We start from the raw sequence: 13,708 nt of genomic DNA on the forward strand, positions 1-13,708 counted from the left end.
GCATTCATACACTTGTAACTTGCATCTAGCCTCTGTTAGCGTACACTGAGGCTGTGATATCAAAACGCTTGACGGAAACCCCGCTTGTGTTAGGATCACGATCCTGGCCTAACGAAAACGTAACAAAGCGTTTTCTCCGAACGCCAGGCGGCCTGAAGGCCTTGTTACTTTCTTGCTCAAGAGACTATGGAGAATTCTATGACCCACGCCCCCAATGCTATTGCCTTGGATGTTCGCCCCTGGGCAATTAAGTAACCACCAAAAAAACCCGCTCCGGCGGGTTTTTTTTCGGGTGTGCACGGGCTACAACGCCTGCCCTTCATCATTGACTGTGGTCACAAGGGCAGCTTTAAAGGCCACACCATGTGAAGCGTGTTTGCGAACCCAGTCAAAGTCGGGATCTTTCATAGCCTTGCCTGAAAATTTTCCGTGTAGCTTCACGGCAGTCGTCAACGCTTCGACACACATATCTACGAAGGGCGTCACCATCGCTTCTTCACTATCAGGACTACATTTCCTGGCTTTATCCTCCGCCACCATGGCGGCATAACACGCCACGTTGTAGTGAGCCGATGGATCATCAGGCGCCGCATTGGCAGCGCCTTTCGCCGCCGTCAGTGCTCCCATCGGATCGTCTAACCGTTTTCGAACGTTGCCGAGCGTACCCAGAGCGCGAGCCCTCACGCGGTAATTATTGCGGTCGCAGTGGTCGAGGGAGCGCTCCAGGTATGCGAGGCTCTCTTGAAGGCGCGCCACTTTTTCGCCGAACTCTATGTTTTGACCTGCTTGCGAAAGGTGCTTCGCAATTACTTCATACACATCCGCAATTTCCCGCAATATGATGCCGTGCGCGAGATACAGCTCAGCACTCGCAAATTTCGGATACTCCTCGGTCCGGAATATTTGGTGTTCTGCAATAGACTCCGTCACGCGACGTTGTGCGTCCTCAGCCCGCTTAACCGCTATATCAGCCTTAGCAACCGTTTCTTCGGCCCGAGCTTTCGCTTGAGCGAATGATTCGAAACCCTTAAATCCTAAGAAGCCTAGGAGCGCCGCGAACGCGGCGATCATCGCAAAGAGTTTGTCGTAGTTCTCTTTTATCCCTTCGATTCGGTCTTTGGACGTATCCAGAGCCATTTTTGCGATTTCAGTTATGGGACGTGTGGCATCGGCAACAGAGGACTGGACGGGGCTAGGGGACTGCTCTTGAGCCATCCCAGGCGCGGCATCGCTGCTCGGGATTGAGGTGGACGACGCCGCCGATACAGGCTTGGCCTGCGCCGAAGCTTGGACTGGCTGATTCGAAAGTGCAGTCTCGATTATCGGAAGTATTCTCGGCAAAAAAGCACTAATGGAAAGCGCCAGAAGCGTGCCGACAATGGCATACATCGGCAACCCGTGCGTCAGCAACCAGCGCACGAGCCGCCCACCCGCGCGGAAAAGGCTCAGCCATTTCGAATCCGCATTTGACGCACTAGCGGCAGGAGGCGAGACATCACCACTAGGCTTTGCTGCTTTGACCTGTGACGGATGGCCCGAGGATGAAGCAGCATCGTTCTCGTCTCGATTCATGTCGGCATTTCCGCACTCTGATTGAATAAGTAACTATTTTAATCGATGCCTAAAGGGTACTGCCGACAAAAATCTTTGATCCGAGGGCTTTTGCGGACTTATTCAAGCATTTCTAATATTGACCGTCTCCTGTGAGCGGCCGCAGCTACTGACCCTATACTGGTTCCCTTCACGGAGGGTTTCATGTGTAGCCACTACCAGACCCTGAAGGACGCCGAGCTGCTGCTCAAGAAGTTCGGCGCGCCCAACAAGCCGGCCGGCGGCAAGTACGACATGTGGCCGCGCTACCCGGGCGTTTTCATCCGGCGGCCGGTCGAGCATGACGCCGGCGACGAAGCCGTGCCGGAGCGCGAGGCGGTGGTGGGCCGCTGGGGCCTTATCAGCGCCATGACCAAGGCGGATGGCCTGGACAAGGCCGGCAAGCTGTCGACGTTCAACGCGCGCAGCGAGACGGCGGCCAAGTCCTTCACCTTCGGCAACGCCTGGCGCCGGGCCCAGCACTGCATCATCCCGGCAGACGCCATCTTCGAGCCTGACTGGAGGTCGGGCGCCGCGGTGGCTACCCGGTTCACCCGGGCCGACGGCGCGCCGCTGGGCATCGCCGGCCTGTGGGATCGCTGGCGCGACGCCGCCGGCCAGCTGCAGGAGAGCTACACCATGCTGACGATCAATGCGGACGAGGATCCACTGTTCCGTGACTACCACCAGGCCGGCAAGGAGAAGCGGATGGTCGTCATCCTGCCAGAGGGCGCCTACGGAGAATGGCTCACCGCGCCGGCGGATGCCACGCGTGATTTCCTGGTGCCCTTCCCGGCCGACCGGCTGGTGGCCACACCCATGGAGAAGTAGGCGTCAGCCTTTCACCTTGTCGTAGAGCATGATCGCGGCGGCCAGGGTCGGCTCCATGCCGTGGCGCGTGCCGTTCGCCGCCCATACCTCGTACTGCCAGCGGTTCTGCGCGAACACCTTGCAGATCGTCCAGCCTCCAGGCCCCGCCCAGTAGTATTCGTCCCGCTGTTGCCAGTCCGTCACGTCCGCCATGTTCCGTCCCCAATCGGCCGAAATCGGGGCCGAATTGCGCGAATTCTAGGACTGTTTACACTGTATGTCCATACAGTATTTTTCTAGGCAAGACTGTGCAATTCCAGTGCAGCGTGCTACGCACACACCACCTCGGCGAGCGCCGCCGCGAGAACGATCCAGGCCAGCCCGTCGTGGGCACGGTCCGGATGTACTCCATGCTTCACAAGGGCCTAAATCGGCACGTTCCGCGCATGACCATGGACGCGCTGGCGAAGTTCGGCGCCACGGTACCTAGCGCCATCCCCGATCTACTGGACCCCCAACTCCTAACCTTCGCGTCAGACCGCGGCATGATGGTGGTCGGCTTTGAGGAAATCGCCGGCGTGCGCTACTACCAAGGGTGGTGGATGCAATGGATCACCAAGCGAGCCTGACGTCACCACGAAGCCAATGACCGTGATAGATTTATCACGCTCGCGACGCCCATGCCGGCCGCCGCAGAGCATTCGCCCCAGCCCCCTCACGGGTTGGGGCGTTTTTGTATTGGCGACTAACGCTCCTGCAACGAGAAACCCATCTGCTGGGGCGGAGATATCACCTCCAGCACCTCCACAATCGCCAAAGTGCGATCAAGCTCATTGTGGTCGGCATCATAGAAGGTCGTTTCTTCAAACTTGCAGCGCAAGCTATCACCAGGAAGGATTGCAAACTTGCGTTGGTGATAGGCGGTCAACCAGTCCTGATGCAGAACGTTGACCCGAACGGACCGATTCCCTCTCAACACGGTCCACTGAGAGTGGCCGAGCATATCCACCGATTTGACCTTGAAGTACTCTTCACCACGATTGGTTACTGAACTCGCGGGGTCTCTAAATGCTTCCAAAACCGGCACAGCCACCACCTCGACGATAGGCAAATCCCCATACTCCGTTTGGACAGTTACTTTTTGCCCAGGGAATAGAGATCTGGCTTCCGCAACCTTGTCTAACGCCCCCTTCACTTCCGCTACCGTCGGCGGCGTATAGCCAACCAAGTTCGATGGTGCTGCCTTATAGTCTGCGGACAAATCGTTCAGCGCTCGTTGGATTTGAGGCGCATCGGCGTCAATGGTCTGCAGCAATCGATGCTTCCCCTTAACCAACAGGCCGCCGACCCATTTCTTCCACTCTAGGCCGTTGAGACAGTCGTCCGGTACATGCTTTAGCGCCCGCGCTAGAAGCAGCTTCAGCGAAGAGTGCTGAACGTCATTCAGAATAGAAACCGGCTCAAGCGTTGAATCCACGCTCGACAGAAGGACCTGATCTAGGCCATCAATCGATTCGATCAGACGCATTGCCCCCTGCAGCACATCCGTCGCCACGGCCTTGCCCGGTTCATAGTCGATGACCAAGGCGATTTCACCCTCTACGACCTCAGTATCCAATGCTCTGTCCATAGCTCACGCTAAATAGGTAAATTATCCGACACAACTGGATACCATTCTACATTGGACCCGCTAGCTGCGATTTCGCCATCTACCGGATGCCTCTAGCGCTTGTGGATATAGCAAAGCACCGCCCATGTTTCGTTGTGGTCCAGCATCTGGCGCCGGACACCTGCCGGCGTTCGGTCGACCTCGGCGGCCGAATCAAAGTAGATCGGCCGCGCGTGGTCGCAATACTCAACGCCCACCCTGGCCGGGGCCGCGCACCCAGCCAGATTTGAGCCGATCAGAAACAGCGTCATCGTCCATACGGGCCACTTCATCCTCCACATTGCGCACCTCCTGGCGGGCTTTCGCCGCCTGTTCGTTGATTCGGTCGTTACGCTCCTGGCGCTCATCTGCGCGGCCAGCGCTGCGCCCGCGCAGGTAGACCAACGCCAGTGCGGCAACGGCCGCCGCCGCGGCGGCGACGTAGCCCCATATCCGTTGCATGAATGCGGGCATGGTCAGAACTCCATCGCGGTCATGGCCTGGGCATACAGCGCCGGCCAGGTTTTCGGATGTGGCTTTCCAGGCCGCCAGGTGCGCAAATACAGCGACCATCCCGCGTCAGCGTCGCCAATAGCCGGCAGCGCCTTGGGATCGGTCCACAGCAGCAGCCGCGCCACTCCGGCCGCCAGCACGTCGTCATACTCCAGCGCGGCATAGATCGCGTCCGGGTCACAAGCCACACTGCGGGCCTTGCACAAGGTCGCCAAGTGGCCTTTGCTCGCCGCGTGCAGGAATACACCCCACACGCCGCCACGGCTCGCGCGGGTGCCCTTCTCGAATTGCCAGAAGCCCCGCGCCGGCCCGCCGATCTGCTGGCGGTGCGTGAATCGACTTTCCTGCAGGCCGATTGCCAGCAGCATGACGCGCGCAGACGGCGAGTCCATACGCGCCGGCAGCAGCGCCAGCGCAGGCGTGATCGCGCTTTCGCTGATCGTCTTGAGGTTCATGGTCATTCCTTCCCACCTCGACGGCACCAAGGAAAGCGCGCCATCAATTCATCAATCCAAGCCATCAGCCCAATCTCCTTAATGCGTGCCATCCAGCGCATGTACCCGCCCAGCACCCACCAGGCCGGCAGGCCAGCCAACAACGAACAAGGCCCGAGCACGTACATCTTTGCGAGAAATTCGTCGTCGCCGCCTATGTTGTGCGCCAGCCAGGCCAGCGACTCGGTAAGCGTTGGGAACCACGCCAGCACTGCCGCCGCCACGGCAGGGCCGAACGCAAATGAGCAAATCACCGTCGATACAGTGCGCACCACGAATTCCCGCCGCGTCCTGGGCGGCAGGATCAGCAGCCCCAGCAAGGCGGCTAGCGCCGCAAATGCCCCGTGCGCCGCCGCAACTTTCAGCGCAGCAGCGGCGGCCGCGGCTCCAGCTCCCGCCCCCGCCGCTACCCCCGAACCTGGTTCCATGTCACTACTCCTTTGATGGGTTCGCATTGCTGCTCCCGTTGTATGTGCGAAAAAAAAGCCCGCCGAGGCGGGCTGTGTACTGGAATGTGACGCTCTCAAGCGAAGGCGTCGGTAACATCAAAAATCAAGGGATCGACAGAAGGCCCAACCCACTCTCCGTTGTGGGTTCCGACATACGGCGTGTAGTTGAATGCGAGGCCGGCAGTATTTCCCCAGGGGTACTCACCACTCTGCCCGCCTCTTGGCGCTCGTGTAACTAGTGTGGTGCCGTTCATTGAGGCCGCCGAACACCCCGTCCACATTGGCGAGATTGATCCAACACCATAGACAGTGATGTTCAATCGGCTGTTGACGGGAATCGCCGCGTACGACCGCCCGGCTACGACCGCCCCCGGGCGTACCAGCTTGGCCGCGGGCTGCGCGCTGGAGAACGCCAGCTCGCCGCTCGGCGTGTACATGACCAAACCCGCGCCGCCAGCGACCATTACGCTTGGAGGGCCCAGATCAAAATACGAAACCCTTATCTGTTTTTGCGTTGGGTCATTGCTGCAACCGCGGATGTACGCGTTGCCATTCACATCCTGAACACCTACGGCCGGGTACGGCCCCTGGAAGGCCCGCAGTACGGCGCCAGGTGTCAACGGAACAACTCCGCTCGTCCAGTAAAGTGGATTTCGATACCTGTTCATAGCCACGATGCCAAGCGTGGCGGAACCGCTACCCAACACCACCAGTTGCCGGTATGCGCTGTCAAACGTCAGCACACCGGACTCGTTGTACGTAACAAGCCTGGCCATCATGTCCTCGTATACACAATAATGCGGCTGGGGATGTACCAAGGGTTTCCCTTGCCGAACCAATCGGGCCAACTCCAAGCAACCGAGTTGGCGCCTGTAGTGGCATGGGCCACGAAAGGTATTCCCGTGACACCACCGTTAAATGTGGGCCACAACGGCAACACGGCAGCCTGCAAAATGGCCCCTGAGATGTCGTAAGACTTCGTTCCGGGAACGCCATCTTTAGCGAGAAACGTATCCAGCAGAAGCCCGTGATAGCCGTTGGAATCGAACTGCAAACGCCCGCTGGGCGTCCATGATCTAAGACCGGCGGCCATCAGACATTGATCCCCATCGCGATTGCCAACTGGCCGTTCGGGTAGTAGATCTTCGTATCACCCGGCGTTTCCACACGCCTTCCTCCCACCCCGGTGCCGTTGTTCTCCATGGTTCCATCCTTGCTCCATCTCCAGCCAGACACGCCCGGGACATAGTTGTTGGACTGGATGTATTCGCCGATCTTGGCGCTGGTGATGGTGCCGTCTTGGATGAACGCCGATCGGATAAACGTCTGTCCGTTCTGGATGACGAACGGCGCAGAGATCGCGCCATTTTCCAGATTGATGAGCGCCAAACGATCCGCGAGAAACAGCACTTCGGTCTGCATACCGTCCGGCGTTTTTTCCACCCCAACTCCCATGCCAGCGCCGTAATACTTGCCGTCCTTCGTGACGCCGGCCTTAATGCCAATCATCGCGTCAAGATCGTTCTTGATTTCGAAGATTTCGGTAGCAGCACCGCCCCCAGATTCAATTTCCTTCACCAGCTCCGGGGCGAGCATGCCTTTCCCGATCTGGCCGCCTATCTGCCCCAGGATCGGATCAGCGTCCGAACTGGCTTGCCCCCGGACGCCTGCGCCTGTCGGAAACCAATCTCCTGCCACGCCGTTCCTGTCGATAAGACGCGCCCAGAACCACAGCTCATTGCCTGCACTCAGCCCCATCAAGGTATGCGTGTTTTGCGGATAGGCGAACACGCCGAGGGGAATCGCGGCCTCAAAGCTGGAAGTCTGCGAGTAGTACAGCTCGGTCCGCTCGATGATCGAAGGCCCATGCGGCAATCCCCAGTTCAACTGGATACCAAACAGCAGACCGCGCGCCACCAGGCTAGTTACCACCGGCGGCGGCGCGATGATGCCGTCAAGCTGAACCAGCGAAGAAGTGGCCCAGATAGAGGCAACCTCTATCGCATTCAGCGCTCGCACGCGGAACGTGAATGCGCCGGCATAGATGTTCGGCACCTCCACCCGCGTATATCCGGTACGCGGCAAACTGATCCAATCGGAATTGTCACGGCGCCACTGCACTTCATAGGACACGGCACCGTCAGCAGCCTCCCATTCAAAGACTGCCGTGTGATTGGCGATACCTTGACTAAGGATGTAGTACGAATCGACTTTCAAGCCCACAGGCGGCACTTGCACGCCAGGCGGCGTTACCGAGATCGGCAGCCGGTCCAACCTGGTTCCGTGGTCAACGCTACTGAATTTACCGGCCTCATGCTGAACCGCCGAAACTTCAGCCTCCAATCCGCCTTTGCGCTCAATGCGCAGAACCCGGAACGTCTGCGCGGACAGCGCTTCAGATTCCAAGGTCCAAATGCATTCGGCTTCCGGCACCTCCGAAAATGGCGGCTGCACAACGATGTGCATAGCCGTGCCCGGCACACTCGCCATATCGGCGGTTAACCTGGTCGAATCAAAACTGCATTTCCCGCTGTCCAGCGTCAACGGCTCGCCCAGCGCCGACGAAACCAAACGGGTTTCGGATCGACCGCTGGGCAGGTTCACGGTTACACGGTCGCCGGCCCTAACGCCCAGCTCGGCATCGACTACGATCCACCGCGCGGTAGCCTCGCGGATGCGCCCACCGATCCGCCGGCCGGCCAGGTGCGGGTCAGCAATGCGAATGATGCTGCCGGGTTGAATATGGCAATGATCCAGGCCAATAGTGAACGTGACACCGCGCGTCTCAATCTGGGACGTAAGCAGCAACCATTTGCCGACGCGGTTGGCCTGTCCCCGCGACGTACAACCAAATGCCGTTACCTCAAGTTGGCTAATGCCATACCGGGCTATTCCCTCGCTGCTCTCGACGTACTCGACTTTCTGGCGCCCCATGTCCGACAGGTCGCACCACGAAACCAAGGCGCTTGTGTATCGGGTGTTGAGGGCAGACCCGGTATAGCTGAAATTTCCACCTATGACGTTGGCGGCAGTAAACGTATACACCGGGTCGCCCGGCATGTCCGCCACAGCAAACACCGTCGAATTCGCCCAATAAGCCATGCCGCGGAAGATCGATGCGAAGTCCTGCACCACGCGGTAGGCGTCGGCCGCTTGCTGGAGATAGGCATTGCACGCGAAACGCGGCTCTTTACCACCGAACCCATCATCCACCAGCTCGTCGCAATAGCGGCCAATCTCATACAGCCCCCACTTATCCAGCCAGCCCGCTGGGATGCGTTCGCCCAATCCGTAGCGGTCATTGCTCACCAGGTCGAAGAACACCCAGGCGGGGTTGTTCGTCCATGCCTGCTTGAACGTGCCATCCCAGACGCCGGTATAGCTGCGCGTGTCCGGATCGTAGTTCACGGGCACGCGGATAATTCTCCCCTTCAAGTCATAGGCCCGCGTGGGGACGCTCTGAAACTGCGAAGCGTCGACCTTGAGCCCGACCACCGCCGACATGGGATAACGCAATTTAGCGTCGATGATTTCGGTTACTGCGTCCACCATCGTGCGATCGGCGATCGTGCTGCTGGTCGCATTGAGCGTAAGCCGCCGAACGCGAATGCTCCACCCCTGCTGCGCACCGGCCGGCAGATCGATGCGATGCGATCGCGCGTAGCGCTGCGTGGTCTTCCCGTCAAAAGCGCTGGCCAGCACCTGCTGGTAGGCGCCGCCGTCCCGGCTTACATCGATGGCGTACTCGACGCGGTAGCCGCTGATATCTCCGGTCGAGGTATCGGCCTTGCTCAGTCCCTCAACGGCCAGCGTCACCCGCACCGCTGACAACTGGCGGTTGGTGAACAGATGCACCCAAGGCTGCGATGCCTTCAATTCTGTATTGATGCCGATCGTATTCTCAGAAGCCGGGAAGCCTGGCAACGGATCTTGCCATTGCGTCCCAGGGCGAAAGTCCACTGACACGCCAGAAAAGTTCAGCGTGCCGTCTTCATTGGCTACAGGGGTGCCGTTCAAGTACACGTCCCGCAGCTCGCCACCCGGACCATGCGCAGGGCCGAAGATTTCACCCTCGCTCACCAAATCAATGACACGCGCATAGGCGATGCTATGCAGGCTGTCCGGCGACTCAGTGGGGGTATGGCCGCCGCCGCCCCCCTTTCCGCCCCCATGGCCGACAATTGGCGCAGATCGATGCGCCCGGCGGCGCCCATAAAAAAAAGCACCCGAAGGTGCCTGCTGCTTTCTGCGATGCCGTTGCTTCATACCTGATCTTCCGAAAAAATCCCCGCCGAGATAACTGCGCTCCCGACGATCATCTGCCCATACAGAAGCGGGACCGGGTTGCCCTGCGCCGAGGTATTGACAGGCCCGTTGAAGTTGTACGAAGCGCCGTTTTCCGGCCTGTCCCTGACGCTCAACTGGCGTTGCTGCGGCGAAAGCATCTGAACCACGCCGCCGAACGCCAGGGATGCGCCCATCGTGGCGGCATAGCCTGCCCACCCATTGGCAGCAAAGGCCGCCGAAAAACCGCCAGTTGCATACGCGGCAACAGCTATCAGCGCTACACCTAGCACTGTCTGAAAAAGCCCCGCCCGCTTGGCGCCCGTTGCCACAGGGGCAATGCGGATATCGTCATCCCCTGCGGGATGCGAAAGCTCATCCTCTGGGATGTTCCTACGCCCGACGAAGCAGGCATAGGAGACGCCTTTACTAGCGCTGCATGCCATGGCAACTTGAAAGCCCGGAATCAGCACACAAAGCGCGCGGACTGCTTCCGCAGTGCTGCTAACTGCCAGCCGATGCATCCGGCCGAACTCCGCCCCCAGTCGACCATAAAGCCGGATTGTTCGTAGTGTCTCGCTCATCTCTTACCCCTGATAGCGCAGCAGTAGGCGCGTGGCCTCGCGCCAGTAGCCGCCGTACACCACCCGCTCAGATAGGCGCCCGTATAAGTGGTGCAGCATCGCGTCAGGAACCGGCAACAGGCCAGGCGCTTCCTTGAGGCCTTCGGCACCCAGAAATACCCCTGCGTGGTTGGCGCGGTCCGAGCGAACCTGCATCAGAATCACGTCACCGGCCGTCATGTCCTCGCCGACCTGCAACGGGCGAAAGCCCGCCTCGGCGTAGTGGTCCATATACAAATCGCCCTGCCGCCCCGGCTCCCACCAGCCCTCAAACCGGGCAAAGTCGGGCAGCTCGATATCGCGCTCGCGCTTGTACCAATCCCGCACCAGTGAATAGCAGTCCAACACGCCATGAGCAAACTGCCGCCCCAGCAGCGGCGCTACGAAACCGACAGGCGTAAAGCCCCGCACCTCGCCCGCGACTACGGCCCCTGCGTCGTCCTTGGACACCGCGACGATGTACCACGGAAGGCCCGTCGCCTCGCAAGCAACCCGGTCCGCCTCGCTCGGTGCCGGCGTCTCGTCCGGATGCGAATGCACGACCGCCACAACCCGGCCGGCGTCCTCGGCCGCCGCATAGTCGTCAGGCGCCAGTACGAAATGATCGGCGCTCGCCGCTGCATTGCGGCACGGCATATAAACCTCGCGCCGCCCCACCATAACCACCAGGCCGCAGCACTCGCGCGGGTACTCGGCTACAGCATGGTCACGGATGGCCTGCATCGTTCGCTTGAGCATGTCTATCCCCTAACCAAATCGGCGGCCGGAAAGCCGCCGAACGAAATGGGTTCGTACTCGCCGAATCGCTTCTTGCAATCCGACAGCAAACCCGAGCACCTGTCTCGCGCTGGATCGGTCACAGGGTTGCCTTCAAGGTCGAACATCAGATTTCCCGTGTAGCCGCAGTACGGGCCGCGATAACCGCCTTTTCGCAGCCAACCGCACACGCCCGCGATGATCGGCCGGCCTGGCAGCTTCTGACCGTCAACATCCAACGCGCTCGATAGGGCGAACTCCACAACCTCGGCTGTCTCGGCCGTCTTCTGCTGCACAATCCAAACCTCTGGCCGCAGTTCCTCCGCCGGGTTGGCGTTCTCGTTGCCATCCGCGAAATTGCGAGCGTCCAGATAGCGCCCAAGCGTGCGCCGTACACGTACCCATGCGCCCACAAAGTCGTCGAGCTCAATGCACAGTGCCGAAATCACGCCGACTATCGGCTCGCCGTCCACGCCGGCGCCGATGTTGCCTACCGTCAGAGTCGGGGTGGGCTGCTGGCCTTCGCCCACCTGTTCAAACCCTGCGGCGGCAATTGCCCAAGGCTCGTATCGGTTTCCCTGCCACCAAATGGGGCCAACCTGCGTATAGCCATGGAAACGCTGTAGCGTCCCACCGATTGGCGTTGCGTCCAACTCGAAAAGCTCCACTAACTCGCCGACTTCCAGTTTCTGCACATCGGCATATATCCGCATGCCCATCTCCTAGGCTCTCAATACTGCAGCCAGCTCAAACAGGTCTAGGCGCTGGTCCTGGGTCATGCCCAATGCGTCCGCAGCGGCACGGATCGTGGCGCTCTCCACCTCGAATTCCACCAACTCATCCCATGCGCGTCGGTAATACTCTGGCGTGGTTGGTCTTTTCAACAGTTCGTCGAATGCATCGAACAGCGTCCACGCCGGAGCGCCATCCCTGGCCCATGGGGTTAGACGCATCGCCTCGCGTAGCTGGTAGCGGGTGACTGGGGGGGGCTGGCTTCGGGAAAGATTCGGAGCGGGCATATCTGCAATGTCCGCCGGCACCAGAGACTCTGGTAGCGCAAGGCGCTCGCCGCCGGCCGTGTAGAAGGCGTAAGCGCCCGACGTGTCATCGACAATCACATCGTCATCCACTTGCCAGTACTGCCCGGTTTCGGTGTCTTTGAAGGTCTGCATTAGCGGTACTCTTTCCATAAGTCGAAGGTCAAACCAGTACCGAACGCATAACCCATATATTGCACGCCCGGCGGGATGATTGCCGAGACTGTGAGATAGTTGGCCACTCCCGCCCCCAGAGGGACGTGGCATATGTCAGTAGCTTTGAAGGGGTTGCCCAATTGCAGAGACAGGTGTCCCGTGGAACCGGTAGATTGAGTAACGCACCGCACATACGCCACGATGGGCCGTCCTGTACTGTTAACGTAACTAACGTTGATGGCGCGGGAACCCGTGACATCAACAAGCGCCTGATCCGGACCCATCGTCCTAGCAGCTTCGGCAACTTGCTGCCATTGCCCCCAAGTGGTAAGAGTTAACTTGCTACGCCACCACCGAGCCGGCTTAGCGTCAAGAAGGAAAAATTCCTGGAACAGTTGGCCATCAAAGAGTTCGCGCACCCGTAATAGTCCCTCACCCCGTAGCGCAGGCGGGCTGTTTGGTACGGGCAACGAGACGTAGTAATCATCGGTCCAAATGAGGTCATTAAAATCGGTTTCAAGATACGCTCGCGTCGCGGGATAGCTGCTATAGCCCTCCGGAATTCGACCATCTGCATCCAGCGGCGCAACGCCACCAATCTGCCCCCTGTCCTCGACGCTTAGATAGCCCGTCAAGGGTGGCAGATGAGCGGCAGGCACCTTGCCCCGGTCATCCAGTGGTGCAACTCCACCTGGCGCCCCTTTCTCATCGGCGGGTAGGTAATCCGTCAAGGGCGGCAGATGGGCGGCTGGCACCTTGCCCCGGTCATCCAGCGGTGCAACGCCGCCGGCCATGCCCTTCGCGGCCGCTGGAATATCGCCATCGGCCTTCGCCTTGGCCTCTGCTGCGACCTCGGCAGCACTCGCCGCGGTCGATTCAACGGCTTCAACGCTTTGCTTCACCTTGGCGAAGTTGTCGTTTACCTTGGCCATGCCATCGCGCAGCGCGTCTCCGGTGCCGTCGTCGGCATGCTGCCCAATACGAATTTGCTCAAGTTCCTGCATACCCTCTATGCCCCAAAAAACTGTTGGAGGGTCACCGATAGCGAGAACATCCCGCCCCCCAGTGCCACGGCGTCGTACTCGGACGCCCGATATCTGCCCTCGTTGCCCAGCGGAGGAGTCCAAAAGAAACTGCGGTAGCCCGCATGCCGGTCCAGAAACGCGATGATTTCGCCTATCAGTGCCTCTGTGCCCACAAACTCCAGCGGCCAGGATTGAACCTTGTTGTTGATGCCGTCTGCGGCGGCCTGCGTGTACCCGTCGCCGAACTTCGCTTCGAGCGTCCGAAGCTTGACTTGCCCGCGCGGGTTCACCCGAGGCGACCATTCGAAAGTGTCTTTTTCCAT

The 13,708-nt window shown here is 59.8% G+C and carries 16 protein-coding genes; 2 read left to right on the forward strand and 14 right to left on the reverse strand.

Annotated elements, in window-relative coordinates:
• Nucleotides 1-303 precede the first annotated feature (303 nt).
• The gene (locus ABFG95_RS11825; RefSeq protein ID WP_348995901.1) at nucleotides 304-1,572 is read right to left on the reverse strand and encodes a hypothetical protein; all 1,269 of its coding nucleotides are present in this window, start codon (nucleotides 1,570-1,572) and stop codon (nucleotides 304-306) included.
• Nucleotides 1,573-1,755: 183 nt separating this feature from the next.
• Here ABFG95_RS11825 and ABFG95_RS11830 point away from each other — a divergent pair, with 183 nt between their 5' ends.
• A complete protein-coding gene (locus tag ABFG95_RS11830) occupies nucleotides 1,756-2,421 on the forward strand; it encodes an SOS response-associated peptidase family protein (RefSeq protein ID WP_348995902.1) in 666 nt (221 codons plus the stop codon).
• Between the two features lie 3 nt (nucleotides 2,422-2,424).
• Here the strand turns inward: ABFG95_RS11830 and ABFG95_RS11835 are convergent, their stop codons facing one another.
• Entirely contained in the window at nucleotides 2,425-2,613 is a 189-nt protein-coding gene (locus tag ABFG95_RS11835) for a hypothetical protein (RefSeq protein ID WP_348995903.1), read from the reverse strand.
• A 197-nt stretch (nucleotides 2,614-2,810) separates the two neighbouring features.
• On the opposite strand from ABFG95_RS11835, the gene ABFG95_RS11840 reads away from it, so the two are divergent.
• On the forward strand, nucleotides 2,811-3,029 hold the full coding sequence (locus ABFG95_RS11840; RefSeq protein ID WP_348995904.1) for a hypothetical protein: 219 nt from the start codon (nucleotides 2,811-2,813) through the stop codon (nucleotides 3,027-3,029).
• Between the two features lie 116 nt (nucleotides 3,030-3,145).
• Here the strand turns inward: ABFG95_RS11840 and ABFG95_RS11845 are convergent, their stop codons facing one another.
• The 12 genes from ABFG95_RS11845 to ABFG95_RS11900 form a co-directional block, all read right to left on the reverse strand.
• The gene (locus ABFG95_RS11845) at nucleotides 3,146-4,030 is read right to left on the reverse strand and encodes a hypothetical protein (protein WP_348995905.1); all 885 of its coding nucleotides are present in this window, start codon (nucleotides 4,028-4,030) and stop codon (nucleotides 3,146-3,148) included.
• A 225-nt stretch (nucleotides 4,031-4,255) separates the two neighbouring features.
• On the reverse strand, nucleotides 4,256-4,522 hold the full coding sequence (locus ABFG95_RS11850; RefSeq protein WP_348995906.1) for a hypothetical protein: 267 nt from the start codon (nucleotides 4,520-4,522) through the stop codon (nucleotides 4,256-4,258).
• 2 nt (nucleotides 4,523-4,524) lie between these two features.
• A complete protein-coding gene (locus tag ABFG95_RS11855; RefSeq protein ID WP_348995907.1) occupies nucleotides 4,525-5,016 on the reverse strand; it encodes a hypothetical protein in 492 nt (163 codons plus the stop codon).
• 2 nt (nucleotides 5,017-5,018) lie between these two features.
• Nucleotides 5,019-5,483 (reverse strand): hypothetical protein, encoded by a 465-nt coding sequence (locus ABFG95_RS11860; RefSeq protein WP_348995908.1) that lies wholly within the window; start codon nucleotides 5,481-5,483, stop codon nucleotides 5,019-5,021.
• Nucleotides 5,484-5,578: 95 nt separating this feature from the next.
• Nucleotides 5,579-6,247 (reverse strand): hypothetical protein, encoded by a 669-nt coding sequence (locus ABFG95_RS11865; protein ID WP_348995909.1) that lies wholly within the window; start codon nucleotides 6,245-6,247, stop codon nucleotides 5,579-5,581.
• A 349-nt stretch (nucleotides 6,248-6,596) separates the two neighbouring features.
• Nucleotides 6,597-9,770, reverse strand: coding sequence for a host specificity protein J (locus tag ABFG95_RS11870; protein ID WP_348995910.1), 3,174 nt, complete (start codon nucleotides 9,768-9,770; stop codon nucleotides 6,597-6,599).
• Entirely contained in the window at nucleotides 9,767-10,372 is a 606-nt protein-coding gene (locus tag ABFG95_RS11875) for a tail assembly protein (protein ID WP_348995912.1), read from the reverse strand. Before ABFG95_RS11875 ends, ABFG95_RS11870 begins: the two co-directional genes overlap by 4 nt.
• A 3-nt stretch (nucleotides 10,373-10,375) precedes the next feature.
• Nucleotides 10,376-11,149: a C40 family peptidase gene (locus ABFG95_RS11880; protein ID WP_348995913.1), complete on the reverse strand. Its 774-nt coding sequence runs from the start codon at nucleotides 11,147-11,149 to the stop codon at nucleotides 10,376-10,378.
• A 2-nt stretch (nucleotides 11,150-11,151) separates the two neighbouring features.
• The gene (locus ABFG95_RS11885) at nucleotides 11,152-11,880 is read right to left on the reverse strand and encodes a phage minor tail protein L (RefSeq protein ID WP_348995914.1); all 729 of its coding nucleotides are present in this window, start codon (nucleotides 11,878-11,880) and stop codon (nucleotides 11,152-11,154) included.
• Nucleotides 11,881-11,889: 9 nt separating this feature from the next.
• Entirely contained in the window at nucleotides 11,890-12,339 is a 450-nt protein-coding gene (locus ABFG95_RS11890) for a hypothetical protein (protein ID WP_348995645.1), read from the reverse strand.
• A complete protein-coding gene (locus tag ABFG95_RS11895) occupies nucleotides 12,339-13,364 on the reverse strand; it encodes a hypothetical protein (RefSeq protein ID WP_348995915.1) in 1,026 nt (341 codons plus the stop codon). Before ABFG95_RS11895 ends, ABFG95_RS11890 begins: the two co-directional genes overlap by 1 nt.
• A gap of 5 nt (nucleotides 13,365-13,369) precedes the next feature.
• Nucleotides 13,370-13,708: a phage tail protein gene (locus ABFG95_RS11900; RefSeq protein WP_348995916.1), complete on the reverse strand. Its 339-nt coding sequence runs from the start codon at nucleotides 13,706-13,708 to the stop codon at nucleotides 13,370-13,372.

The organism is Achromobacter sp. HNDS-1 (assembly GCF_040084795.1).
Classification (GTDB): Bacteria; Pseudomonadota; Gammaproteobacteria; order Burkholderiales; family Burkholderiaceae_B; genus Achromobacter; species Achromobacter ruhlandii.